Consider the following 24237-nt stretch of genomic DNA (forward strand, 5'->3'; position numbering starts at 1 on the left):
TATTATCGGCCATTTGTGGTGTTGTGAGTTTGTGTGAGTAAACTCTTTGATTGGTGATGCACCTCATGGAATAATGTTTGTATGGCTTGGGCGCTCTATACGGTGGATTATTGTGCCTACGATGAGGAGGAAAAAATATGGATTGGCTCTTTGACAGCCCATGGACATTTTGGCTGATACTAGCTTTGCTCTTTGCGATAATTGAGATGCTGTCTCTCGATCTCTTTTTCTTGATGCTTTCCCTATCTGCCCTCATCACATCGGCTATTTCACCATTTATCGAACATTTCTTCGCTCGAGGAATAGTTTTCGCGGTTTTGTGCATCCTGTTTGTGCTTATTCTACGTCCGCCTCTTCTGAAACGCCTCAACCGCTCTGCCGGAAATACTGTTACAAATGCCAAAGCTCTTCGGGGTAAAACTGTTCTTGTGACAGAGGATGTCACTGCTGAGTCTGGTTTAGTGCGTCTTGAAGGCGAAATTTGGACAGCACGTACTTCAGGAGCTCCTATCCCTTCCGGCTCCTACGCCCAGGTTGAAACTATTAACGGTGCTACAGCGTTTGTGTACCCGCATGTATCAACTTTGCCAGAAGGATCAGCTGTTACCCCTGAAGCTGAATAAAATGTTCCATCTACGCCCCTAAATTTTGTTATTAATCACCGAAAAGAAAGTAGGTAATGAAGATATGGTCCCAGTTATTCTTCTTGTGATTCTCTTCATTTTTGTTCTTATCTTGTTGGCTAAAACCATCCGGGTGATTCCTCAAGGTCGAGCAGGAATCGTTGAGCGTCTTGGTAAGTTCCGAACCGTGCTAGAACCCGGTTTGCATATGGTGGTACCGATTATTGACCGCGTGTTGCCTCTAATTGATGTCCGTGAGCAGGTTGTCTCGTTCCCCTCGCAGTCTGTGATTACCGAAGATAACCTTGTGGTTGGGATCGATACCGTTGTTTACTTTCAGGTAACAAGCCCCAAGGACGCAACCTATGAAATTACGAACTATATTCGTGCTGTTGACGAGCTTACTAGCGCGACCCTCCGTAACGTAGTTGGTGGTCTAAATCTTGAACAGACCTTGACCTCCCGCGATCAGATCAACGCGGAATTGCGTGGAGTTCTTGATGCTACAACCGGTCGTTGGGGACTACGAGTATCTCGTGTTGATATTAAAGAAATTCAGCCTCCACACTCTATCCAGGACTCAATGGAGAAGCAGATGCGTGCAGAGCGTGATCGTCGTGCTGCCATTCTGACGGCCGAAGGTCAGAAGCAGTCAGATATTCTGACGGCTGAAGGTGAATCTAGGGCTGCTATCCTTCGCGCGGAAGCTGAAAAACAGGCTCAGATTCTTCGAGCTGAAGGTGACGCTCAATCTGCAATCCTTCGAGCTGACGGTGAAGCTGAAGCTGTTCATAAGGTATTCGAAGCCATCCATCAATCTAACCCGAGCCAACAGCTACTCACCTATCAGTATCTGCAAACCTTGCCCAAACTTGCTGACGGCCAAGCTAATAAACTCTGGTTTATCCCCACAGAACTTGGCGATGCTCTACGAGGTCTTGGTAACGCATTCGGCAATTTGCCGGTATCGGACATAAACGATGGATCGACAAAAGCAGCGTATACAAAGCCTGATACTTTTGAGAACCCATCTCAAGGATATGGCTTCAATAGTTAAGATAGTTTAGCTTGACTTCGCGAATAGCTGTCTCTAATAGTTGGGCGGCGGAGAATATTCTCGATATAATGGATGTTTTAGACGTTCGAGGGAATAGCTCTCCCCCGCCCAACGTTATGCAGCCGCTGAGTATCTGCGGAAACCCTTTCTGGAGTCTGGAGGAATTGTGAGCGATCGTAGCCTGCGTGGTATGCGTCTTGGAACTCAATCTATGGAAACCGAGTCCAATGTACAGCCTGCACCCCGTCAACGTGTAGAGTACCGAACCACTGATGGTGACCGCGTATTTGTGACCTTTGCTGCTGAAGCTGAAATTCCACAGGTCTGGGTTGCTAAAACTGGCAAAGAAGCATATCTTGTCAACGGCGAGAGTGACGCCCAGAATGACGATGATAAGCCAGCTCGTACACACTGGGACATGCTAATGGAACGACGTAGCGTTGAAGAGTTAGAGAAGACTCTAGAAGATCGGTTGGAATACTACCGTTCTCATTATGCACTGTAGGATACATTCATAATGCATAAGGGAGAGGAACCCCTTTTAGAGGCTCCTCTCCCCTTCTTGTGCACATGAGAAATAACTAGTCAATCATATGCTCTACCTCCATCGGGACCTCGCCTTTGAAGAAGGCAGGACGGAGGCAACGTTGATACACCATAACGCAAATTCCTAAGAGAAGAATCGCGACACTTAAGCAGAAAACTAGCCCGACTCCCCCAATTTCAGACCCCGAGCCATGATGGGGATCCATGGAATCATAGGTCGTCTGGATGAAGAAAACAAGAAGCATAATGCCTCCCAAAAGGGGAAACAAAAACTTGTTCACAAATGATTTAAAGCCTGATGAGAAGGCCACCTTCCGAAAATACCATACACAGGCAAATGCCGTCACGCCGTAGTATAAACAGACCATCAAGCTCAAAGCGGAGATAGTATCCCAAAGCACAGAGGTTGAAATAAAACGCATAAGAACGTAGAACAAGGTAGCAATCAGACAGGAAGCGATGGTCGCATAACTAGGTGATTGGTACTTTGGGCTAATACTCGCAAACTTAGGCCCGAGTGCCTTGTAATATCCCATGGCTAGCAATGTTCGAGCTGGTGAAACTGCCGTGGATTGTAAAGAGGCTAAGGCCGAAATAAGAACTGCGAAAGACATAATAATTCCGAGAGAACCTAGTACAGGCCCCGAAAGAACAGCAAAAATATTCTCCTGGTTATCAGAGTTTCCTAGACCCAGACCTTCTGAGGACGTACCCGCAAATGCCAAAGTGCCCACAGAGATTAACAGGTACAGTAGAACTACTGTGAGGATAGTGCCAACAGCTGCATGACCGCTAGTTGTATGCTCGCCTTCTGTTTCTTCATTCATGGTGAGGACAGCGTCCCAACCCCAATATATGAAGAAGACAAGAGATATGCCGGAAGAGAAAGCTGAGAATGACTCGATTCCGAAGGGGTTAAACCATTCAAGAGTCGGAGCAAGGTTAGCAAACCCAGTATTTGTGACCGCTTTATAGAGGGCGACACCCGCAAAAATAGCGAGTACGACAAGCTGGAAAATAATGAAAACAGTTTGGATTTTCTGAGTCGCATCCAGCCCGCGGTATGTGATGTAACACCCGAAACCCATCAAGGCTAAGAATGTGCCGATATTGATAAAGGTATTACTTGAAAGAGTCGCTAGATCCGGGTTAGAAAAAACCTGAGACAAAGCCAGGTAAAAGAAATCTACAGCTATACCTGCAAGGTTTGAGAGAACCAAGATGGTAGCTGCTAATAATGCCCAGCCTCCGAGCCAACCAACCCACGGACCAAATGCTTTGGTTGTCCAAGTGAATGTTGTTCCCGCATCCGGCATAGCAGCGTTAAGCTCTCGGTAGCCAATAGCCACCAATAGCATAGGGATAAACCCAACGAGAAAGATCGCGGGCATGTGCTCCCCTGCTACAGCTCCTACAGGACCCAGGGCTCCCGATAATGAGTATGCTGGTGCTACCACAGAGATACCAATAATAATGGAGCCAAAAAGAGATACAGATCCGGAAGATAATCCCTTTTTGTTAGCGGCGCTTGTATCAATAGCACCGTGGGGGTTATTTGATGCAGAATCTTTGGCTAGACTCTGACCTTTATGTAACTTGTGGGATTGATTATTCTGAGACAAGGTGCTCTCCCTCTATCGGAGTGTCGTCGCCAGACGGTGTGTGCTTATAGCGACCTGCTCAATATGCGATTTAGTCTAATTGATCCAGAACAGTAGTAAAATCACCTGAATTTTTGTCTACAAGGTGTGCGCATAATAGCTATAGGTAAATAACTGGCGCATGTGTGGAATAGGATTAGCTGTGACAAGAGCCCCGATCGTTATATGAGGTATGACCGGGGCCCTGTAAGCCTCCAAAAAAAATTATGAAACGCTTCGAATACCTTCGATAAGAATATTCATTGACTGTTTTAGGAGCTCGTCACTGATAGTAAGCGGAGGAAGCAGACGAATAATGTTGCCGTAAGTACCACAAGTAAGAATAAGTACTCCTCGTTGCTGACAGTAAGCAGCGATATCCTTGGCCGCCGTGGGATGCGGGGCTTTAGAGATAGAGTCTGCTACGAACTCCAGTGCGAGCATAGCACCGCGTCCGCGGAAATCCCCTACGATGTCTAGCTCATCAACAAGCGGGGCTAACGCTGCTGTCACCAGTTTCTCAATATGCAGGGCTCGTGCGTTCAAATCAAGATCCTGCATAGTTTCAATAGCCGCAAGAGCAGCCGCACAAGATACAGGATTACCACCGTATGTTCCGCCTAATCCTCCTGGTTGAACTTTATCAAAAAGCTCTGCCCGACCAGTGACGGCTGAAAGCGGCATACCACCAGCAATGCCCTTAGCAGTGGTGACCAAATCGGGTTCAATGCCCTCGTACTCACTCGCAAACCATTTGCCAGTGCGGCAGAAACCAGTTTGTACTTCATCAGCAATAAAGACGATACCTTTTTCGCGTGCCCATGCAACCAGCGTTGGTAAGAAACCATCGGCGGGAACAATGAACCCTCCTTCACCCTGGATAGGCTCGATGAGAATTGCGGCTACATATTCTGAACCAATTTGCTTCTCGATCATGTTGATGGTGCGTTGAGCTGCCTCTTTACCATCCATGCTCTGATCGTCCCGGTAAGGGTAGCTCATAGGAGCACGATAGATTTCAGGAGCAAAAGGACCGAAGCCTTTCTTATATGGTGCTACTTTTGCAGTCAACGCCATTGTTAAATTGGTTCGCCCATGGTAGGCATGATCAAAAACAACTACGGCATTGCGACCGGTAGCTGCACGAGCAATTTTTACAGCATTTTCAACTGCCTCCGCACCAGAGTTGAAAAGTACTGAGCGTTTCTCAAAGCGTCCGGGTATTAGCTCGTTTAGTTTTTCAGAAACTGCGATATACCCCTCATAAGGAGTAACCATAAAACAGGTGTGGGTGAAGTGTGTGACCGATTCTTGAACTGCTTGTACCACCTTGGGAGCTGATGCACCAACAGTTGTGACTGCGATACCCGCTCCCAAATCAGCCAACGAGTTACCATCAACATCAATAATGACGCCACCGTCTGCATCAGCCGCGTAAACTGGGAGCCCCGAAGCGACAGATGCAGGAACAGCTTGTGAGCGACGATGTGCAAGAGCACGTGATGAGGGGCCGGGAAACTCTCCAGTAAGTTTTATCTCTTGAGGAAGACGATACATCTCTACCATGAGACTACCTTTCAAAGGAAAACGTAGCATAAGCTACATGGATAATATGTGAATTGTGAAGAGACGGTACAGCACCTAGACAACAGAGCTGTACCGCTCCACAAGCTCTTCTCTAATGTGTGATGATGCAGGACTCTTTTTTTTGCCGAATTGCCGAATGAGCCTGGAGAAGCTGTTCTTTATGCGCTCAAATCACTCATGACGTGTTTAACACGTGTGTATTCTTCAACGGAATACAGGGAAAGATCCTTACCGTAACCCGAGTATTTGAATCCGCCATGAGGCATTTCAGCAGTCAGAAGTACGTGTGTATTAATCCAAACTGCTCCGAAATCAAGATCGCGAGAAACTCGCATAGCAGTACCATGATTTGACGTCCAAACTGATGACGCCAACGCATAATTTACATCGTTAGCAAGCTCAACTGCTTCCGCCTCTGTAGTAAATTTTTGGAGCGTAAGAACTGGTCCGAAGGTCTCTTCCTGGACAACGGCATCGTCTTGATTGACTCCGCTCAGCACCGTAGGTTCCACAAAAAAGCCACGGGTGCCGCACTGTTTGCCACCGGTTTCAACTGTGACATGTTCAGGGAGGCTGTTGAGCTTATTCATGACGGTCTTAAAGTGATTGATGTTGTTCAACGGACCGTAGAAGTTCTTTGAATCGTCTTCGTGCCCAGTAGCTGTATCTTTTGCGGCAGCTACCAGCAGATCTCGGAACTTGTCGTAAATGCTGTCTTGAACGAGTACGCGAGTGACTGCTGTACAGTCCTGGCCAGCATTGAAATAACCGAAGTCTGCGAGCATGCGCGCAGTACGAGGCAAATCCGCGTCTGCAAAAACAACTGCTGGCGCTTTACCGCCAAGCTCCAAATGAGAACGTTTCAGACCAGCTGCAGCGCCGGTAGCAACTGCCTGACCTGCGCGTACTGATCCGGTAATAGAAACCATGGCAGGGGCCGGGTGCCCTACCATAGCTTCACCAGTTTCACCGGTCCCCAGCACAACGTTGACAACACCGGCAGGGTATATTTCCCCTATAAGCCTTGCCAACTCGAGGGTGGATTCTGGTGTGGTGTCAGATGGCTTGAGAACTACAGTATTCCCGGCAGCGAGCGCGGGACCCAACTTCCATAATGCCATCATGAGGGGATAGTTCCAGGGGGTTACTTGGGCGACGACGCCGATGGGCTCGCGCCGTACGTATGAGGTATGTCCTTCCATGTATTCGGTTGCTGCTTTTCCTTCTAGGGTGCGTGCTGCCCCTGCGAAGAAACGTAGCTGGTTGGCGCCGACGAGGACTTCTTCGTCACGGATGAGTTCTCGGGGCTGTCCGGTGTTGCGGTGTTGGGCTTCAACGAGTACGTCGACGTTTTCTTCGAGCGCGTCTGCGAGTTTGAGGAGAAGTAGCTGGCGATCTGAAGGGGTCGTATGCTTCCACGTTTTGAATGCGTCTTGAGCCGCATGCATGGCGGTGTTGACGTCGTCGTCAGTGGATATTGGTGCTTGTGCTATGACTTCGCCGGTTACGGGGTATACGATGTCGAGTACCTCATCAGAGGTGGAATCGACGAACTTGCCGTTGATGAAATTCTTCAAGCGCTTCATAACGTTCTCCTTTGGGGTTGGACTTACGTAGGTTTGTAAGTTTGTGTGTGCTCGTTTTTCCTTGTGGAAAGGTAAAACGAACCCTTCGAGAAATTGTTGTATTGTGCGTATCTTGGATGGTTTTTGGGTGGTTTAGCTGGCGTAGGGGTCTTTGATGCCGATGTATTGTGTGTAGGTGTATTCGGCGATGCCTTCGGCGGCTCCTTCCCGTCCTAGTCCGGAGTGTTTAACGCCTCCGAATGGGGCTGCGGCGTTTGACATGATGCCGATGTTGAGGCCTGTCATGCCGACTTCTAGGCGGTCTAGTGTTCGCAGGGCGCGGGATGTATCTGTTGTGTAGACGTAGGATGCTAGCCCGTATTCTGTGTTGTTGGCAAGTTGGATTGCTTCTTCTTCGGTAGAAAAGGTGATGATGGGTGCTACAGGGCCAAAGATTTCTTCTTGGATGACGCGTGCATCGTGAGGAACGTTGATGAGGACTGTGGGTTGGTAGAAGTATCCGGGACCGTTTTGGGGATAACCGCCGACCAGAGCTTGGGCACCTCGGTCGAGAGCATCTTGTACAAGTTCGTGGATGGAATCTACTGCTTTTTGTTCTATGAGGGGGCCACAGGTGGTGTCTGGGTTTAGACCGTTGCCGGTTTTGAGATTTGCGATTTTTGTCGCTAGTTTGGTGGAAAATTCTTCGGCACGGGATTCGTGGACTAGGAATCGGTTTGCGGCGGTGCAGGCTTCGCCCATGTTGCGCATTTTTGCTCCCATGGCGCCTTCAACGGCTTCGTCGATATTTGCGTCTTCGAAGACGATGAAGGGGGCGTTTCCGCCGAGCTCCATGGAGGTGCGTAGGACATTTTGCGCGGCTGATTTTAGAAGGGCTTTGCCAACGGGGGTGGAGCCGGTGAATGAGAGTTTGCGCAGGCGTGAGTCTGCAAGGAGAGAATCTGAGACGGCTGATGCAGTTGCTGATGCAACTACGTTGAGTACTCCTGCTGGTAGCCCTGCGTCGAGCATGGTTTGTGCGAAGTATTGCGCGGTTAGGGGTGTGAGCCGTGCAGGTTTGAGGATCATTGTACATCCTGCTGCTATTGCAGCTCCGGCTTTGCGTGTTGCCATGGCTAGTGGGAAGTTCCATGGGGTGATGAGTAGGCATGGTCCTACAGGTTTATGCTTTACCAGTATTTGGTTTTTACCTTCGGGCGTGGGCTGGTAGCGTCCGTAGTCGCGTACGGTTTCTTCGGAGAACCATCGTAAGAATTCGGCTCCGTAGACTACTTCTCCTCGTGATTCTGCGAGGGGTTTTCCCATTTCGAGGGTCATGAGGGTGGCGAATTCTTCGGAGCGATCGGTGATGAGGTCGTATGCCCGTCGTAGTATTTCTGCACGTTCACGCGGCGGCGTGTGTGCCCATTGGTCTTGAACCTGGCATGCTGCGTCTAGGGCTGCTATTGCGTCTTCAGGTGTTGCTGAGGCTAAGGCCGTGAGCTTTTCTTCGGTCGCTGGGTTGAGGACATCGAACGTCTCCCCTGCGGATCCTTCACGCCAAGTGTCGCCGATGAGTAGCCCAGTGGGTATTTTGTTAATGAGTTCTTGAAGATGTTGTTCCATTGTTTTCCTTTCCTTGGGATGATAGTACGGCGGTGTATATCACGTGAGGAGCCGGGCTATTGCTTGATGATGGGGATTGAGCCTGTCCACGGCTGTTGCTGGGAGCCCTTGCGTCCAGGGTGGTAATCGCGTGGTACTACGACGAGGGGAATAGGAAGTTTGGTCATGATTTTTGCGGTTGTTGAGCTTAGGAAGAGTTCTCCGCGTTGGGCTAGTTTGGAGGATCCGGCCATTAGCACGGAGTCTTCGTTCCAGTGCACAGAATCGACCGCTTCTACGATGGTAGTTCCTGCGCCTACTGCGATGCTTAGCTGTTGTGGGTTTATCGGTTTGACTGCGGATTGGTCTACGAGGTCTTGGATGATGCTGCGATAGGTTGTATCGTCTAGGTCTTTTCCTTCTTCGTAGAGTGAGACTAGGCGTACTGGTATGCCTGTTCGGTTTTGGGTTGCTATGGCTTCTTCGACAAGGTTTATGGAGTCGATGTCTGGGGATACGGCGCAGTCGAACTGTTTGATCGTGTGTGAAGCGCTGTATTTACGTGGTGCTAGAGCGACGGGAATACGTGAACGGTGTAGAAGAGCGTTCCCAACCGCGCCTAGTGAGTGCCAAAGCCAATTTCCGGTGTTACCGCCGCCCACTATAATGAGTCCGGCGTCTATGGCGTCAGCTAGTTCTAGTAGGCCGCTGACTGCGGAATCGGCGCGGCGTAGGTGGAAGCGGGCGATTACTTGGGCGGGCACGTAATGTTGTGCTTCTTCAAGCCATTGAACGGCTTGCTTTTGGAGTAAGTCTTCGAAGTTGGATCGTGGCGCTGCAAGGCGAGGACTTTGCGGTTTAATGACATATACTACATCAAGTTCTGCACCCAGGGAGCGAGCTAGTACGACTCCTAGTTGGAGAGCTGAACGGCCCCGTGCATCAGGCGAATATCCTACGACGTATTTCATGTTTCCCATCCGTATTTTGGGGAGCTTTACTGGGTGTGTCATTCTTTGGTTCACCCAGTAAAGCTGCCCGTGTGTGCGTTACGATGCGAATGATCTTATTTGAGTTTTGCGGCTAGCAGTTTTGCTGTTTTTTCTCCCATGCGTATAGCACCATCGACATGCTGGTAGCCTTCGGCAGCAATGTCTGAGCATGACCAGTAGATTGGTCCTACTGGGGTTTCTTGGTCTGCGCCGTAGCGATGCAGTCCGCCAAGATCATAGCTGGCTGCGTATGCGCCACGAGTCCATTCTTCGGCACCCCAATCTGATTCGTAGTACACCACGGGATTTTTTGTTTCTTCTCCGAGCATTTGCGCCATGGAGTCTAGGATGCGTTCTTTGCGTTCCTCGGCGCTGATGGTGAACATTTCATCCGCTGCTTCGTCGGAGACGAACCCTACTAGAGTGCCGCGAGCTTCTTCTTCTCCAGTTGCTGGGTCGTAGTTAGTGTTGTCGTAAATCTCTTGTACCAGGTTGTTAGCGGCAAAACAGGTTCCTGAGAGACCTTTGTCCCGCCAGAACGGTGTGGGGTAAACAGCATGTACTTTGATAACCAAGCCAAGGGACTGGTGCTGATGCATTTGATGCTGTCGGCGGTCTAGCGGCGGCACAAAATGGATACGTGAATATAGGTTCGGAGGAACCGCAACAACAGCGTACTTTGCTCGAACAATGATGTTTTTTTCAGGTGAGGCCTCTCCATCTTCGGAGAAGGCTTCAGCTTCAGCAAGTACGGGGTATTCTCCGTCTTCTTGCCAACGTAGAACGCGGACCGGGTGTTCGAGAATTATATTCTCTTGTCCCACTTTTTCTGCGAGGGCTAAGGAGACGGACTGCATGCCACCCAGAACACGTTTGTCGAGAATAAAATCTTCATCGACAAGGTTAGAGAACGATCCTGCAGATGCAGCCATAAGTACTGCCTGTAAAGCTGAGAATGCGTGAGCCGGCTTAGTGAGCATGCCACCAGCAATGAAGAGCCCAATATTGTTGCATGCTTCTTCATCGTTGGATTGTTCGCGGAGCCAATGGTGAAAGCTAATTGTATCGAGTTCGCGTGCCTTGGGGTGCGCCCAAGGTTTCTCGGCCCCGATCTCTGCCGCAAGCTCATCTAAAATTCCGATGAGTCGTTCCATTTCTCGTTGAGTGTGCTCGTTGGCAGGAAACATGTCTCCGTTGTACCGGTGCATGGTACCGTCAGGATCGCGATAGAGATTCTCACCTTCGCGGTAACGAGAGAAGGTCTTAAGTCCGAGCTCTTCAACGAGTTCGGTGAGAACAGTCTGATCGGGGGAAATCCATTGTCCGCCGATTTCAAGGAATGCGCCGTCAATATGGTTGTTCCATGTGCGCCCGCCAACACGTTCACGTGCTTCAAGGACTGCAACGGTATGTCCTGCTTGCTGCAGTCGGTATGCTGCAGTGAGTCCGGAAGGACCTGCGCCGATAATTACGACATCGCGGGTCAATTCATTCGTAGTTTCGTTCTTGGCCGTCATGGTTAAACCCTTTCGCTCAAAGAATCACAAAACGAATTGTGTTCGTTTTAGTGTATCCCAGAACACAGAAATTACAAATCTAGGGGTATTTATGAAGCGTAAAATTTCTGGTGGTATGTTTTATAACTGCTCACAGACGGGACGGCAGTAAACGCCGAAAGCGAAGAAATAGTAAAGGATTTATCGTGATCTCTTCCCCCATGCGACGCGCTGGACGCCCCTCTTCGACAGTGTTAAGCGCGTCCAAAATTGTGCGGTCAGCACGTAGACTTTTGGCCGATCAAGGAAATTTCACTATGAGCGTACTTGCTCAGAAACTAGGCGTCGCCCCCTCTTCCTTATACAATCACTTTCAGTCTCGTGCCGAAGTACTGGGAGCTATAAGCGATGCGGTCATCAATGACATTACGCTGGAGCCCCTGATACGAGCGACTAAAATTCTTAACGAGCAGCACCTATCCCACGCCGAAAAGCTAGAACTCTGGACTGAATCTTTGAGTCTGTGGGGGAAGTCTTATCGAGACGCGTTCAGTGAGAGCACCGATCTGGTAACAGCGCTCGCATTGACCCCGATCGATCGGGCCCCTCAAACGTTACATATGTATGACGTCCTCGTTCAGACGTTAAGAGCTTTTGGGTGTCCAGAATATAAAACTTTAAATGTTATTGAATCTTTAGAGGCATTCCTGCTGGGATCCGCAGTAGATGCCCACGCCCCCGAATCTATCTTTAACCCTGCGGCTTCAGCAGATGAGTATCCATATTTACAAGACGCATATACAGCGCTGCAGCGTAGCTCGCAGACTCCAGCAGAGAACGCATTTAGCTTAGGACTCGAAGCGATTCTTCATGGTCTGGCGCGTACAGCGATACAGGAATACAACACGAATACAGAGTGACACTATACAAAAGTGCCCGAACTATCAAAGGGTAGTTCGGGCACTTATTTTATGTGAAGTTTAGTTATTTGCCTAGCTTCTTTTTGAGCTTATTGACGCGGTTAGAAACGCCCCAAGTCGTCACTTTACGCATAGAATCAAAAATTATATTTCCGGTCATCTTTGATGCTCCGACCTCACGCTCAACAAAGGTAATAGGAACCTCAACAATTTTGAGCCCTGCTTGCTCAGAACGCCAAGCGAGGTCTACCTGAAAGACATAGCCCTTAGATTCAATGCCTTCAAGATTCAAACGTTGTAGTGCTTCACGCCTATATGCGCGGAAACCTGCTGTGATGTCTTTGATTGCAGTCCCTAGAACAACCCGCGTATAAATATTTGCTCCGCGAGAAAGAATTTGGCGTTGAATGGGCCAGTTTTCTGTTTTTCCGCCGGGTACATAACGGGAGCCAATAGCTAAATCTGCCCCAGCCTCAACAGCATGTACTAGCGATGGCAACTGCTCGGGCTGGTGAGAACAATCAGCGTCCATCTCGATAAGGACTTCATATCCCTCATTGAGACCCCAATCAAACCCCGCAAGATAAGCTCCACCAAGACCGTCTTTCACAGTGCGGTGAAGAACGTGAATCTGTGAATCTTGCTCAGCCATAGCATCCGCAATCTGACCTGTACCGTCAGGGCTATTGTCGTCAACTACTAGAATATCGACGTCGGGTGCTGCCTTACGAAGACGTTCAACAACAACGGGTAAGTTTTCCTTCTCGTTATACGTCGGAATAACGGTCAGTACACGCATAATAATTCCCTTGTTTTCCTTTGTTAGAGTGAAGGTAGGGTCTAAGTTTACTAGTATAACCGGCGAAATACGGCGTAAGGGCGTATTCTGCAGATGCACGGCATATTTTCAGGTAACTTTTACGAGCTAGGAAACGTACTATTCCCCTCCCCTAGTGTACATGCGATCTAATACGGGCAACGGCACATCTGAAGCAAGAACCGGTAAAAGTGGAATACGAGCACGGGGATCAGTACTCCACGAGACTACGCGAGAATCCGGGGTTTGCACCATAAGCTCAGTGACGTTCCAGAGTGCTATATTCGCTGGTGTATCAGGGAGTATTTGACCCGCAAAGGGGTTCTCGTCGTGGGCTAGCCGGTAGACTCCTCGCGTAAGTGCGGCGAAACCACTGCGTGCTGAAATACCATCTGCCGATTTTATAAGGGCTGAGATGAGCTCCCATCCAAGAGGCGCTTCAACAAGAGATGGGTCTGACCCTAGCGCGAACGCGGTACCAGCTGCATTCGCCCGGTGGGCTAACTTTGCAGTCTCAGTATCAAAGGTTGCTTGGATACCTAAGTTGATCCGTGCATCTGCGAGATCCTGAAGACGTTGATCATCAATGACTCCATGAACCATATCAAGCCGGATGTTAAGCCAAGGATGCTGTTCCCTAACGGCTAGCGCATAGCTAAAGGCATTAGTGAAACTATCTTGAGTGTTGATGGAGAGTACAAGACCATGTTCTGCTGCTTCGGATGCCAGAGTAGGTAGGTGGTCTAGATTTGTGGCGTGAAACCCAGTGAGTGCTATAGATGATTTATTGAGCAGGTCTTGGGCTGTGGTGACGAGCTCAGCGTACGATGCGGAGGTCGCTTGTGGCTCTGGGATTATGAAGAATCGTACGTCTGGGGCTGTTGCGTGTGTTGTATAAAACGTGTCGAGTGATGCGCGTAGGGTCAGGATGTCTCGTATTGTTCCTGCGAGTATGTGGGTATGGTATCCCTGGGTATGTGTTCTGAGGAAGTACTCGTAGAGTGTTTTTTCGCTGTGGTTGTTTATGGGGGCGAAGGCACGTGCGAAGGTGGGCGTGATGAGTTTGCCGTTTAGATCGATAGCTCGCATGCGTTCGTCCGTGATGGAGCGAGCTCCCGCATCTGAGCCTATCCAGGTTACGGTACCGTTTTCGGTGAGGAGCGCTGTGGCGTAGGGGTCGGCGGGGCTGTAGATGCTCCCGTTGGTATAGATATAGATGCTCATGTTCTTTCCAGCGGTTTTAGGAGTCTAGTGCGACGACTCCGCGGCGGATGAGGGCTATAGCTTTTTCGCAGCTTGCTCGTAGGTTTGGGCTTATGGTGGGGATATGGGCGATCTGGTCGAGTGCGTCGATAACTTGTTTTGCCCAGCGTACGAAGTCGCCGGCGGCGAGGCCGGTATCTTCGAGTGCTTTTGCGAGGTGCATACCGCGAGCCCAGCGGTAGATAGGGGTGACGAGGCCTAGGTCGCAGGGTGGGGTTTGATCTAGTTCGTGACGTTCTTCGTGAACGTTGAGATGGTCTAGTTCGCGGTTGATGGTCGCGATAGACACTTGTAATGAAGGGTGCGGGTAGCGTGGGAGAATTTCGATGGTTTCCTTTTTGCCCTGGTATGTGAGCGCGGCTATGGTTGCTGCTATAGCCGCAGGATCCAGATCAGTGAGGAAGCCTTTTTCGAGACAAATAGAGGTGAGAAGGTCTTTTTCCCCGTAGAGTTTGCGCAGGGCTTCCCCCTTCGTCGTTAGCTTGAGCCCGTTATGGGAGTCAGCAGTAACGTAGCCGTATTCAGTGAGGAGCTTTGCGATGCGGTTGAAGACCTGGGCAATAGTGTTGGTGCGTCGGGTAATTTGGCGGCGTAGTCCTTCTGTTTCTGCGTTGAGTTTGCGCCATCGTTCTGCCCAGCGTGCATGGGTTTCCCGGTCAGAGCACCCGTGGCAGGGGTGGTTACGTAGTTGGGCACGTAGTATGTCGAGTTTTTCTTGGGCATCGTTATGACGTGTGGCGATGGGGGTATTTCCGAGTTTGCGGGGTGGTCGTTCATCGATGAGCGCTTGACGCATCCGTGAGGTGGTGTCGCGGCGTTCTTTGGATGTTTTAAGGGTTATTTTCTTGGGGAGCTTGATGTAGGAGACGGGTTCAATGAGCCCCGTGAAATCACGTGCGCTTGCGGTGCGCTGCTGATTGTCTTCGGTAAGGATACCAATGCGTGGGTCTGTATTGGATTCGGCACGGGTGATGACGATAGCGTAGCCGCGGGAGCGACCATGAGGTATGTGAATGATGTCTCCGGGCATAAGTTCTTGGATGCTTTGGTGAGCTTGGGCGCGTGCATGTTGTTGGTTGGCTTTGCGGGTTTTTTTCTCTAGATCTTTGATGTTTTGCCGCAGGCGCATGTATTCTGTGAAGTCTCCAAGGTGGCACTGCATGGAGTCTCGGTATCCTTCGAGCGCGTTTTCGTTTTTACGTACTCGTGCAGCTGTTCCTACAACTGATTTATCTGCTTGGAACTGGGCAAAGGATGATTCGAGGATTTTGCGGGTTCGTTCGGCGCCATAGGCTGCGATGAGGTTCGCAGCCATGTTGTAGGTGGGGCGGAATGATGAGTTAAGGGGGTATGTGCGAGTGGATGCGAGGGTGGCAACCTGTTCTGGTACAAGACCTGGACGCCAGAGGACTACGGCGTGTCCTTCAAGATCGATTCCGCGGCGCCCTGCCCGCCCGGTAAGTTGGGTGTATTCTCCGGGGGTGATATCGACGTGGGTTTCACCGTTGAACTTGGTGAGTTTTTCGAGCATGACGGTGCGGGCTGGCATGTTGATGCCGAGCGCGAGGGTTTCGGTGGCAAAGACTAGTTTGATGAGCCCCTGTGCAAAAAGTGTCTCAACAACTTCTTTGAAGAGCGGTAGCAGACCTGCATGGTGGGCTGCCACCCCGCGGATGAGTCCGTCTCGCCATTCGTAATATCCAAGGGCATGAAGGTCTCGGTTATCAAGGTGTGCAGTGGTTTCTGCAATATAGGCACGGATGGTTTGCTGCTGTTCCTCGGTGGTGAGGACGATATTCGCGTTGACGCATTGGGTAACGGCGTCATCACATGCTGCCCGTGAAAAGATGAAGCATATGGCAGGCAATAGCCCTTGCTTGTCTAGGATACGGGCCATTTCGGGGCGAGGTATGCGGTGCGGACTCAGAACGTTGGCGTCTTGGGTGAAGGTTTTATGACGGGATCGTTCGAGTGCATGTGTGTGTTTGTCATGCCGGTTGCGGCCGCGTCGGAAGCGCTCGCGTTTGGGTGCATTGTGCCGGGGGGTGTGTCGGCGAAAGCCTGGCCGCAGTTGTTTGAGGAGCGGGTTAATGCGTAGCCCCGTGGGAGCGTTTTGGAGTGATTTTGTGTGGTTTTTACGACGTTTTGTAGGTGAAGCCTCTTGCTGAGAAGTTTCATCAGGTACAAAGAGGTCAATAATACGGTTTCCTACCATGAGGTGTTGCCAGAGCGGGACGGGGCGGTGTTCAGATACGATGACATCGGTATCACCTCGTACGGTATCTAGCCATGCTCCGAATTCTTCGACGTTGGATACAGTTGCAGAGAGCGAGATGACGGTGACGTGTTCGGGAAGGTGAATAATCGCTTCTTCCCAAACTGCTCCACGGAACCGGTCGGCGAGATAGTGTACTTCGTCCATGATGACGTATCCCAGACCGATGAGGGTCGTAGATTCGGCGTAGAGCATGTTGCGAAGGACTTCAGTAGTCATGACGACGATGGGGGCTTCGGTATTGATGCTGGTGTCGCCGGTGAGCAGACCTACGTTTTCTTCGCCGTATTCACGCACAAAGTCATGGTATTTCTGGTTGCTGAGTGCTTTGATAGGGGTTGTATAGAACGCTTTTGTTCCTGTTTGGAGGGCAAGGTAGATGCCGAATTCTCCGACAACTGTTTTACCAGAACCAGTAGGCGCAGCGACAAGGACTGAATGTCCAGTTTCGACGGATTGGCATGCCTGACGTTGGAAACTGTCAAGAGGAAACCCGAGATTCTTTTCGAACTTACTAAGCGCTGTTTTTGCGTGAGCGTTACGTTCTTGCGCGGCCTGATACTGCGCAAAGTAGCTCGGGCGGTCGTTCGAGTCGTGAGTGGTTTCTTGGGGGTTTTCAGCCATAGTTCTAGTGTACCTGCGCCTAAAAATCCTCCGTCTTGAGTAAGACGGAGGATTCTGGAGTTTTACTTTTGGGAGGGTTCCTCTTCAAGCTGTCCTAGCTTTTCAAGGTCTTCAGCGCTGGTGGCCGTCTTGAGCTCGGTCTCTGTAAGACCCTTTGCTAGTTTAGCTTCGCGGCGGTCACGCCGTTTATCGTTGAGCAAGCATATTGCTATGGCGAGGAAGAAGAAAGTTAGGAGCGGAATCATCAGGTAGAACATCATCATGATATCCGTCCCGGGGGCTGTCATAGCTGCGATAAGCGCTACAAGAACCACGATCCAGCGCCAAGATTTGAGGATAGTTTTACCCCGAATAACCCCCAGCATGTTCAATCCCACGAGGATGACGGGGATAATAAATGCTAGTGAGAAGAAGAAAATAAACTTAACGATGAAGGAAATATAGGTTGGAGCGTCAATGACGTTCGAGCCGCCGGGCGGGGTGAACATTGTGAGTGCACGAACAACGCCGGGCAGACTATACCAAGATATGAAGACACCGCAGGCAAAAGCAAAGATTGAGCCGCTGAGGAAACCAAAGAGGTATTTTTTCTCTTTGGTATGCAGCGCCGGAAGTAAGAAGCGCAGTCCTTGATAGAGCCAAACGGGTGCAGCAAGTCCAAGACCGATGTACGTACCCACGCGAATGAGCTGGTCAAAGGGTGAAGAAATTGAGCCGTAGTTTAAGGTTGCAAAGCGGTTATCTGCTGCGTTGATTTGCTTAAGAGGTTCAGAGATTGCATCAATAAAGGGCTGGTACAAGAAAATAACGGAAAGTACGGCGGCGATAGCAGTTGCAATAGCCGCTTTGATGAAGCGGTCACGAAACTCACGCAGATGTTCCTTCAGCTCCATACGGGCTTCAGGATTTAGTTTGCGGTTGCGTACATCCTGATCCGGTTTTGCCATCGTTTTCCTCGTTTTATTCTAAGCTCCGCCTCATACCTGTTATTCAAAAATTATCGATATGGGTAGATAAACTACTGGACAACCCGTGCCACCAGAGAGGTGGTTGCACGGGTTGTGTTGTTGTACTGAAAATTAGTTTTCAGACTTTTCGGACTTAGCTTTGTTGTCGACAACCTCAGCGGTGACAACATCGTCCTTATCGTCTTCCTTCTTACTATCGCTCTTCATACCCTCGACTTCGGACTTGAAGATACGCATCGACTGACCAAGACTACGTGCCATACCTGGGAGCTTGGGAGCACCGAAGAGCAGAACGATGAGGAGGATGACTACGATAATAGTTGCCGGGTGACTGAACAACTGACCCATAAGGTATGAACCTTTCTGTGCTTAGAGCAGGTCTCCGATATTTTGAGGTTGGCCGAGTCGATCTCGTCGGGAGACCCGTCGCTTGATTCGCTCAGACCTGCGTGTCTGTTTTCCTTGTTCGTATTCATTGTACGCCGTGGTTACCGGGGTAAAAATCCCTAGGCTTTGCTCGTCAGGCAATTTTCGGCGGGTATTCGCTTGCGCTTCATCGAAACGAGTTTCGACGGATTCCATCCATGTTGCTACAAGATCGAGTAGCATGAAGCCCCTTGTGAGTGCACGATATACGAACCACGCTAAAAACGCTAGAGAACCTATCGTTAAGGTGCCCCATAGTAATACCCAAAACCACCACGGCATAGGAATTATTATACAAGGTTGTTATTCTACTTATAGATGTCTGGGCGTGTCTTTCGCAGATATCTACGCTAGAAGCGACATCAGACGATCTATAAGTAGAGACCGTACAGGTTCTGGCTCAAGAATCTCTAGAGCACCTCCATACGCTACAACGAAATGCAATATTTGCTCAAGGCCTGCCTCGCTTTCACCAGGATAGTAGTGCAGCTCATGGTAAATCAAGGGCGTTTCAGGTTTAGAAGGCTGGGATCGTGAAACGTGAGTACTCCGCCGTTTCAAAGTACGGATAGTATTCTCTCGCCGCTCTGTTCTGAGACTTTCAACGTGGATTTTGACTCGAACATAAGGGTGTTCTGTATTTGTCTGTTGCTGCCGAGACCAAAGATGCGGGGTGTTGGGAATCTTAGCGGCGACGGCCTGATGGCTTTTACCGCCAAGCCGCGCATTTCTAATACGGTCAAGAGCAAAATTTCGCCAGGCATTAGAATCGGCAGCTTCACGCCACAGCCCATGCAGATAAAAACGATTATTTTCAAAGATCAGTGAGCAAGTATCAACGGTGCGCTGCACCCCTGCATAGTCAAAAATAAGGGTTCGTTTCTGAGAGACTGCCCGATGTATTAAAGGAATAAGATGGTGTTCAGGAGCGAAAATTAGGCTTCCGCGCAAGCGCTCAGCATCCTTTGGGTAGCTCACCAACAGCAGCTCACGAATTTTGGAAACGCGTGCATCGTCTGGGTAGAGAACCTCAGCAGCCGACACTGAAAAGAAAAGCATGGCACGCTCTAAAGCTGACAGAGGAACGCCCTGATAAATCGGATCGTCACATGAATAGGTTAGCTCGGCATATAGTTCACGACCCTGACGAAGCGGAAAGACTATAGGGACTGCAAGATCCAACTCTGCAGCTCCGTAATCCTCGCAGACATTGGTAAAATCACTGACAAGGTTACTTTTAGGTTTGCCGTTATCCACTTGCAGAAGTGAAGCTGCAGGTTTAAAAGGAGCGCCCCCTTCAAACCAAGCCGCATCATCTTGGCTTAGACGATGTAGTACCAAGAGCATGTCAATCAAACGGTCTGTATCATCGTCACGTTTGCGGCGAGAATTCTTACGCCATGCTTCGGGCAAATCAGCCCTGCGCTGATGGGTAGAAAGCAAACGTTCCACCAGGTTGTGCTGAGCTCGATATGCCTCCTGGGCCCGTTGAAGGTCTTTGCTCGAAAAATCTGCGGACGATTTTGGGACCGTTATTTTCAATCCGCGTGCGGTGGCTTTCACCGCAGTTTCTCGAACACCATATGAGTCAAGAAGCAGCTGCTCATGTGAATCTAAAGATAAGGCGGGCACAGTACGGGCATAGCCCTGAAGGTTTTCAGAAAGCATGGTTTGAAAATCAAATGTTTCACCAGGCCGAACAAAATTCTCTTGCTGCTGTTGACTACCGTTGATGCGCATACTCTGAATGCGCTCAAAACGGTGAATATACGCACGATTCGGTTCTTCCTTCGGAGCCTCAGAACCCTCGCGAGAGGGATAGTGCGCCGCAAAATACCAATTGCCGTAACGGTACCCTATCCCCCACACGGACAGATTCTCGCTATGGCGAGTATTGAGGTCCCCATAGTCCATGTCAATGGTTTTATGCTCGCTAAAGGCACTAAAAATCTCTTCTAGATGGGAATCATCACTCAGACGTATACGCTGGAGCGGTTCCTCTAGCTCCTCTAAACGTGTAGAAGCTGATAGCGTGGGAACGCTAAGAATGATCTTACGCATCATACGATGTGCAGAGCTTTCAAGCTCGGTACCTTCCCAGGCACGGCACAGGCTCATGAGAAATTGTGCGTCCTCTAGCTTAAGTTCCCAATCAAGAAGCGGATTAGGGACCGGAGTGTACACATAGTAGCTTTTGCCATCACGTTCAACATGCTTAAACGTGATACCAGCATCACGCAAACAGTCCTTTGCACGCTCAAACTTTTTAGCGATGGTCTCAGCTTTTCGTTTATTCCCCGAGCCAAAGATGGTGTATTCGTCTAAACCGTATACTTCTAAAAACTCTGCGCGAGAAATACCGCGCCGCGAGCTATTGCATAGCCGATGATAAATCCTGATCAACGATGAACTAGACGAAACATCTCGCGCTTTTGTTACCATATAACCATCATACGGGGATATATAAAACCTTAAACAACTCAGGGGCTGCTGTATTCGTACCCGTAAATTACGGCAGCAGCCCCGAAGTTTTAGATTTTCTAGCTAACGTCTACCAAATCCACTACAAAGATCAGGGATTCACCAGGTTTAATGACCGATCCTGCGCCGCGGTCACCGTAGGCCATGCTTGCAGGAATTTCGAGGCGACGCCGACCGCCAACCTTCATGCCTAACAGCCCTTCATCCCAACCGCGGATAACCTGCCCCACGCCAACCTGGAACGGAAGCGGCTCGCCGCGGTTCCATGAAGCATCGAATTCCTCACCAGTGGAAAAAGCAACACCTACATAGTGTGCCAAGACACGAGAACCGGGAACAACCTCAGCCCCCTTACCTTCGATAAGATCTTGGATAACAAGTTCGGTCGGGGCGTCGCCCTCGGGAAAATCAATTTCCGGCTTTTCTCGATCAAGCTTACGCTGGCCAAAAGACATAATATGTTTCCTTTACTCTCAAGTGCCCTACCGAAGATGGGTACAGCGCTTATCGGCAGAGCTCGAATAGAATTTACTGTTTGGTGGGATCAGCCGTAGGCGCCAAGCTAGACGGGATAGCTGTGGGGGAAGCTGAAGAAGACTCCTTAGCCTGCTGAGAAGGCTGCGCTGAAGCGTGGGCTGGGCTCATGGGAACAGTCGCTAAAATATCGACAACAAATACTAGGGTTCCCTTGGGTCCACCATTCTGTCCCTCTTCCCCATAGGCAAGTTCAGCAGGAACAACAAGCTCAACTCGAGAACCTACTTTCTTACCCTTTAAGCCCTGTTTCCAACCCTTAATAACTCCGTTAAGCTGGAAATTTGCGACCTGTTTATCGTAGTTCCCATCAAAGACCTTACCATCAGACCACTGAGCGCCAATATAACGCACATATACTGCATCGTTCTCATTGACTTCGGCACCGGTACCAGTAATCAAATCTTGAGCAACAAGCTCATGCGGAGCCTCTCCCCTATCATCTGCGAACTTCAGCTCTGCCTTACCCGTAGTCTCATTCAGAGAGAAGGCAGGAAGCTTCGGATTGGGAGCTTGCTCAGTACCCTGAGCATATTTAGGAAGATCCTTTTCTGTGGGAAGCTTCCGAGCTACGGTATAAACCTCAAGATTGGTTGGTGAACCAGCTTCGACAGTTGGTCGTACTGAGGAAGCAGACTGCTGTTGCTGCTGCTCGTGGGACACGTTCGTACTATATACAAAAGAACCACCAACCTTCATCTTCTTCATAACTTCGTAAATAGTGGGTTCTATCGTTTTTAATCGACCAACTTGAATGGGTATAGATTGCTCATTTTCGTTATAAGAACTGCCTACCAACGAACCATTTTCACCATTAAAAATTGAAGCATTGACGAGAACAGTATCGCTATCCTGAAGGGAGTCACCTGTACCTTCATCCAGTACCCTGGCAACCTCCCGATCTGTAGAAAAAGGTGTAGAAAAAGATACAGCGGGAACCTGAGTTCCGCCCCTAAGATCTACCTGTACTTTGTCAAGTGCTTCTGAGCTACTCACAGTGTTTTCACTAGTAGAAGCGGACGGCGAAGATTCGTTTTGACCCGAGTCACCAGCGCCGCAAGCGCTTAGCAACATCGAAAGAGTGAGTACTGAAGCAGCCAAGGCTTTTTTCGACACAAAGGTTCCTTCCCTAGGTTTTCTTTATTTCGGAGTTAAACGTTTAAGATACACCGAAATTATGTGATGCTCTATAACTTAATATTAAACGGGCGAAAACCCGACAAATACAACGGTGTAGAGCAAATCAATAAGAACATAAAACATACGTAAAGTATCAAACCCTAGAATAAAAAGCTAGTTGTAGAACCATATTGTGGAACATTACACCAAAGGCGGAACAGACTGAGGAGGGTTCTTATGGCGAAGCATCTCAAGAACCTTTGTGAGTTCGGAGCTCTCTGTTTGAAAGGGATCTTTAAATACTAGGGTGTGCTGTGGGTATGCATTGAGTTTAAGGTGTACCCAATCTACAGTAGACTGCTCCCCCGCATTTTTAGCCGCCTCCACAAACTGTGAACGTAGGCGTGCGCGGGTTGCCGGAGGTTCTTGCATCGCGTTCCGTGCGGCATCAGACGGGAGGATAGTTGTGATGGCTCCACGCCGGACTAGAGCATGGTAAACCCCGCGGTGGGGGTCAATATCATGGTAAGCAAGATCAAGCTGTTGGATGCGAGCGCTCGCATAGTCTGTCGGCGCTCCAGCCGTGTTGCTACGGGCGATGTATGCGTCTAGGAGTTTCTTTTTGATAGCCCAGTCGATTTCGGTGTCAATACTGCTGTAGTCACCGGTTTCGATGGCGTCGAGGGTGCGCTGCCAGAGGTCTAGTGCGTAATCGACGCGATGGTGGTGGGCCCCGTATTGCGTGATGTATTGGCGGGCGGCGTCGAGGTAGTGCTTTTGAACGCTTAGAGCTGTGTAGCGTTGTCCGTCTGTGGTTTCAAAAGCTGCGGTTCCGGTGAGGTCGTGGCTGATGGTGCGTAGAGCTTGCGGAACCGATGCGAGTTCTAAGCTGGTAACAGGAAATCGGTCTTCGAGCATGCGTAGCACAAGGTCGGTGCTGATTATTTTGAGCAGTACCGTGGGTTCCGCCATATTGGAGTCGCCGTTGATGACATGCATACGGCGGTATCGTGAGGCATCGGCGTGGGGTTCATCGCGGGTGTTAATGAGGGGTCGTGTGCGGGAGGTTGAGGTGCTTGCTGCTTCCCAGATATGGTCTGCTCGCTGTGAGAACGAGTATGAAGGTATGCCTGTAGTGGCTTGTGGATCTGTTGAACCTTGTAGGGGCCCTCCGTTGGGGTGGGTTTTCCCTGCGCCTACAAGGATTTGGCGGGTGACGAGGAATGGTACGAGTTGTTTAACGAGGGTGGGAAATTCGAGTTTGCGGCTAATGAGGTAGTTTTCGTGGCTGCCGTATGAATTGCCGGCGGAGTCTACATTGTTTTTGAAAAGGTAGATCGTGCCGTTGAGAGGACGATCGTGGTGTGTGCTCAATTGCTCTTGGGCTTGTTGCGCTAGTTGAGCGAAGAGGAGCTCGCCCGCGCGTTCTTGGGCGAGGAGTTCGTCGATGGTGGCGCATTCGGCGGTGGCATATTCAGGGTGTGAACCTACATCGAGGTAGAGCCGTCCACCGTTGGGCAGGAAAACGTTAGTAGAGCGCCATTCATCAAGGACGGGCTTGAAGAGCGCTGCAGCTGTTTCTTCGACGCTGAGCCGTCCTAGCCCCTGGGGTACGTAGCTAAGTCCGAATTCGCTTTCTATGCCAAATATGCGTTGTTCCATGGTGTGTTTCTAGTAAGGGGACGAAAGTGCTTTGAGT

General features: G+C 49.9%; 19 protein-coding genes. 4 read left to right on the forward strand and 15 right to left on the reverse strand.

Annotated elements, in window-relative coordinates; genetic code table 11:
• The first annotated feature begins 137 nt into the window (after positions 1 to 137).
• The 3 genes from HMPREF0733_RS09245 (at position 138) to HMPREF0733_RS09255 (ending at position 2185) form a co-directional block, all read left to right on the forward strand.
• A complete protein-coding gene (locus HMPREF0733_RS09245) occupies positions 138 to 623 on the forward strand; it encodes an NfeD family protein (protein ID WP_004004664.1) in 486 nt (161 codons plus the stop codon).
• Between the two features lie 64 nt (positions 624 to 687).
• Positions 688 to 1680 carry an SPFH domain-containing protein gene (locus HMPREF0733_RS09250; protein ID WP_013399065.1) on the forward strand — a complete coding sequence of 331 codons (993 nt, stop codon included), beginning with the start codon at positions 688 to 690 and terminating at the stop codon, positions 1678 to 1680.
• 166 nt (positions 1681 to 1846) lie between these two features.
• Positions 1847 to 2185, forward strand: coding sequence for an RNA polymerase-binding protein RbpA (locus HMPREF0733_RS09255; RefSeq protein WP_004004666.1), 339 nt, complete (start codon positions 1847 to 1849; stop codon positions 2183 to 2185).
• Between the two features lie 76 nt (positions 2186 to 2261).
• Here the strand turns inward: HMPREF0733_RS09255 and HMPREF0733_RS09260 are convergent, their stop codons facing one another.
• The 6 genes from HMPREF0733_RS09260 to HMPREF0733_RS09285 all read right to left on the reverse strand — a co-directional run bounded on the left by HMPREF0733_RS09260 (position 2262) and on the right by HMPREF0733_RS09285 (position 11132).
• Positions 2262 to 3848, reverse strand: a complete 1587-nt coding sequence (locus HMPREF0733_RS09260; protein WP_013399067.1) for an APC family permease — start codon at positions 3846 to 3848, stop codon at positions 2262 to 2264.
• Between the two features lie 243 nt (positions 3849 to 4091).
• The gene (gene gabT / locus HMPREF0733_RS09265) at positions 4092 to 5462 is read right to left on the reverse strand and encodes a 4-aminobutyrate--2-oxoglutarate transaminase (protein ID WP_013399068.1); all 1371 of its coding nucleotides are present in this window, start codon (positions 5460 to 5462) and stop codon (positions 4092 to 4094) included.
• Between the two features lie 149 nt (positions 5463 to 5611).
• Complete coding sequence (locus HMPREF0733_RS09270; RefSeq protein WP_013399069.1) at positions 5612 to 7039, reverse strand: gamma-aminobutyraldehyde dehydrogenase; 1428 nt, start codon at positions 7037 to 7039, stop codon at positions 5612 to 5614.
• Positions 7040 to 7171: 132 nt separating this feature from the next.
• Entirely contained in the window at positions 7172 to 8644 is a 1473-nt protein-coding gene (locus HMPREF0733_RS09275; protein WP_013399070.1) for an NAD-dependent succinate-semialdehyde dehydrogenase, read from the reverse strand.
• Positions 8645 to 8700: 56 nt separating this feature from the next.
• On the reverse strand, positions 8701 to 9594 hold the full coding sequence (locus tag HMPREF0733_RS09280) for a universal stress protein (RefSeq protein WP_238382326.1): 894 nt from the start codon (positions 9592 to 9594) through the stop codon (positions 8701 to 8703).
• 95 nt (positions 9595 to 9689) lie between these two features.
• Entirely contained in the window at positions 9690 to 11132 is a 1443-nt protein-coding gene (locus tag HMPREF0733_RS09285) for a flavin monoamine oxidase family protein (RefSeq protein ID WP_004004672.1), read from the reverse strand.
• A gap of 296 nt (positions 11133 to 11428) precedes the next feature.
• Between HMPREF0733_RS09285 and HMPREF0733_RS09290 the strand changes: the two genes are divergently transcribed.
• Positions 11429 to 12031, forward strand: a complete 603-nt coding sequence (locus HMPREF0733_RS09290) for a TetR/AcrR family transcriptional regulator C-terminal domain-containing protein (protein WP_013399072.1) — start codon at positions 11429 to 11431, stop codon at positions 12029 to 12031.
• Between the two features lie 64 nt (positions 12032 to 12095).
• Here HMPREF0733_RS09290 and HMPREF0733_RS09295 read toward each other — a convergent pair whose 3' ends face one another.
• The 9 genes from HMPREF0733_RS09295 to pafA form a co-directional block, all read right to left on the reverse strand.
• Positions 12096 to 12830 carry a polyprenol monophosphomannose synthase gene (locus HMPREF0733_RS09295; RefSeq protein WP_041322097.1) on the reverse strand — a complete coding sequence of 245 codons (735 nt, stop codon included), beginning with the start codon at positions 12828 to 12830 and terminating at the stop codon, positions 12096 to 12098.
• A gap of 138 nt (positions 12831 to 12968) precedes the next feature.
• Entirely contained in the window at positions 12969 to 14072 is a 1104-nt protein-coding gene (locus tag HMPREF0733_RS09300) for a hypothetical protein (protein ID WP_013399074.1), read from the reverse strand.
• Between the two features lie 16 nt (positions 14073 to 14088).
• The gene (locus tag HMPREF0733_RS09305; protein ID WP_013399075.1) at positions 14089 to 17010 is read right to left on the reverse strand and encodes a DEAD/DEAH box helicase; all 2922 of its coding nucleotides are present in this window, start codon (positions 17008 to 17010) and stop codon (positions 14089 to 14091) included.
• Positions 17011 to 17072: 62 nt separating this feature from the next.
• Positions 17073 to 17957 carry a twin-arginine translocase subunit TatC gene (gene tatC / locus HMPREF0733_RS09310; RefSeq protein WP_013399076.1) on the reverse strand — a complete coding sequence of 295 codons (885 nt, stop codon included), beginning with the start codon at positions 17955 to 17957 and terminating at the stop codon, positions 17073 to 17075.
• A 132-nt stretch (positions 17958 to 18089) separates the two neighbouring features.
• Complete coding sequence (gene tatA, locus HMPREF0733_RS09315; protein ID WP_004004679.1) at positions 18090 to 18326, reverse strand: Sec-independent protein translocase subunit TatA; 237 nt, start codon at positions 18324 to 18326, stop codon at positions 18090 to 18092.
• A gap of 423 nt (positions 18327 to 18749) precedes the next feature.
• Positions 18750 to 20846: a helix-turn-helix transcriptional regulator gene (locus tag HMPREF0733_RS09320; RefSeq protein ID WP_013399078.1), complete on the reverse strand. Its 2097-nt coding sequence runs from the start codon at positions 20844 to 20846 to the stop codon at positions 18750 to 18752.
• Between the two features lie 98 nt (positions 20847 to 20944).
• Positions 20945 to 21340 carry an FKBP-type peptidyl-prolyl cis-trans isomerase gene (locus HMPREF0733_RS09325; protein ID WP_013399079.1) on the reverse strand — a complete coding sequence of 132 codons (396 nt, stop codon included), beginning with the start codon at positions 21338 to 21340 and terminating at the stop codon, positions 20945 to 20947.
• A 73-nt stretch (positions 21341 to 21413) separates the two neighbouring features.
• Positions 21414 to 22415, reverse strand: a complete 1002-nt coding sequence (locus HMPREF0733_RS09330; protein ID WP_115333647.1) for an FKBP-type peptidyl-prolyl cis-trans isomerase — start codon at positions 22413 to 22415, stop codon at positions 21414 to 21416.
• 324 nt (positions 22416 to 22739) lie between these two features.
• The gene (pafA, locus tag HMPREF0733_RS09335; protein ID WP_013399081.1) at positions 22740 to 24200 is read right to left on the reverse strand and encodes a Pup--protein ligase; all 1461 of its coding nucleotides are present in this window, start codon (positions 24198 to 24200) and stop codon (positions 22740 to 22742) included.
• Between the last annotated feature and the right edge of the window lie 37 nt (positions 24201 to 24237).

This window comes from Rothia dentocariosa ATCC 17931 (genome assembly GCF_000164695.2).
Classification (GTDB): domain Bacteria; phylum Actinomycetota; class Actinomycetes; order Actinomycetales; family Micrococcaceae; genus Rothia; species Rothia dentocariosa.

Bases quoted from the DNA above. Each gene is read 5' to 3' on its own strand.
- HMPREF0733_RS09245 (WP_004004664.1), top strand. From the start codon at position 138: ATGGATTGGCTCTTTGACAGCCCATGGACATTTTGGCTGATACTAGCT.
- HMPREF0733_RS09250 (WP_013399065.1), top strand. From the start codon at position 688: ATGGTCCCAGTTATTCTTCTTGTGATTCTCTTCATTTTTGTTCTTATC.
- gabT (WP_013399068.1), bottom strand. From the start codon at position 5,462: ATGCTACGTTTTCCTTTGAAAGGTAGTCTCATGGTAGAGATGTATCGT.
- HMPREF0733_RS09270 (WP_013399069.1), bottom strand. From the start codon at position 7,039: ATGAAGCGCTTGAAGAATTTCATCAACGGCAAGTTCGTCGATTCCACC.
- HMPREF0733_RS09275 (WP_013399070.1), bottom strand. From the start codon at position 8,644: ATGGAACAACATCTTCAAGAACTCATTAACAAAATACCCACTGGGCTA.
- HMPREF0733_RS09280 (WP_238382326.1), bottom strand. From the start codon at position 9,594: ATGAAATACGTCGTAGGATATTCGCCTGATGCACGGGGCCGTTCAGCT.
- HMPREF0733_RS09285 (WP_004004672.1), bottom strand. From the start codon at position 11,132: ATGACGGCCAAGAACGAAACTACGAATGAATTGACCCGCGATGTCGTA.
- HMPREF0733_RS09290 (WP_013399072.1), top strand. From the start codon at position 11,429: ATGAGCGTACTTGCTCAGAAACTAGGCGTCGCCCCCTCTTCCTTATAC.
- HMPREF0733_RS09295 (WP_041322097.1), bottom strand. From the start codon at position 12,830: ATGCGTGTACTGACCGTTATTCCGACGTATAACGAGAAGGAAAACTTA.
- HMPREF0733_RS09300 (WP_013399074.1), bottom strand. From the start codon at position 14,072: ATGAGCATCTATATCTATACCAACGGGAGCATCTACAGCCCCGCCGAC.
- HMPREF0733_RS09305 (WP_013399075.1), bottom strand. From the start codon at position 17,010: ATGGCTGAAAACCCCCAAGAAACCACTCACGACTCGAACGACCGCCCG.
- tatC (WP_013399076.1), bottom strand. From the start codon at position 17,957: ATGGCAAAACCGGATCAGGATGTACGCAACCGCAAACTAAATCCTGAA.
- tatA (WP_004004679.1), bottom strand. From the start codon at position 18,326: ATGGGTCAGTTGTTCAGTCACCCGGCAACTATTATCGTAGTCATCCTC.
- HMPREF0733_RS09320 (WP_013399078.1), bottom strand. From the start codon at position 20,846: ATGGTAACAAAAGCGCGAGATGTTTCGTCTAGTTCATCGTTGATCAGG.
- HMPREF0733_RS09325 (WP_013399079.1), bottom strand. From the start codon at position 21,340: ATGTCTTTTGGCCAGCGTAAGCTTGATCGAGAAAAGCCGGAAATTGAT.
- pafA (WP_013399081.1), bottom strand. From the start codon at position 24,200: ATGGAACAACGCATATTTGGCATAGAAAGCGAATTCGGACTTAGCTAC.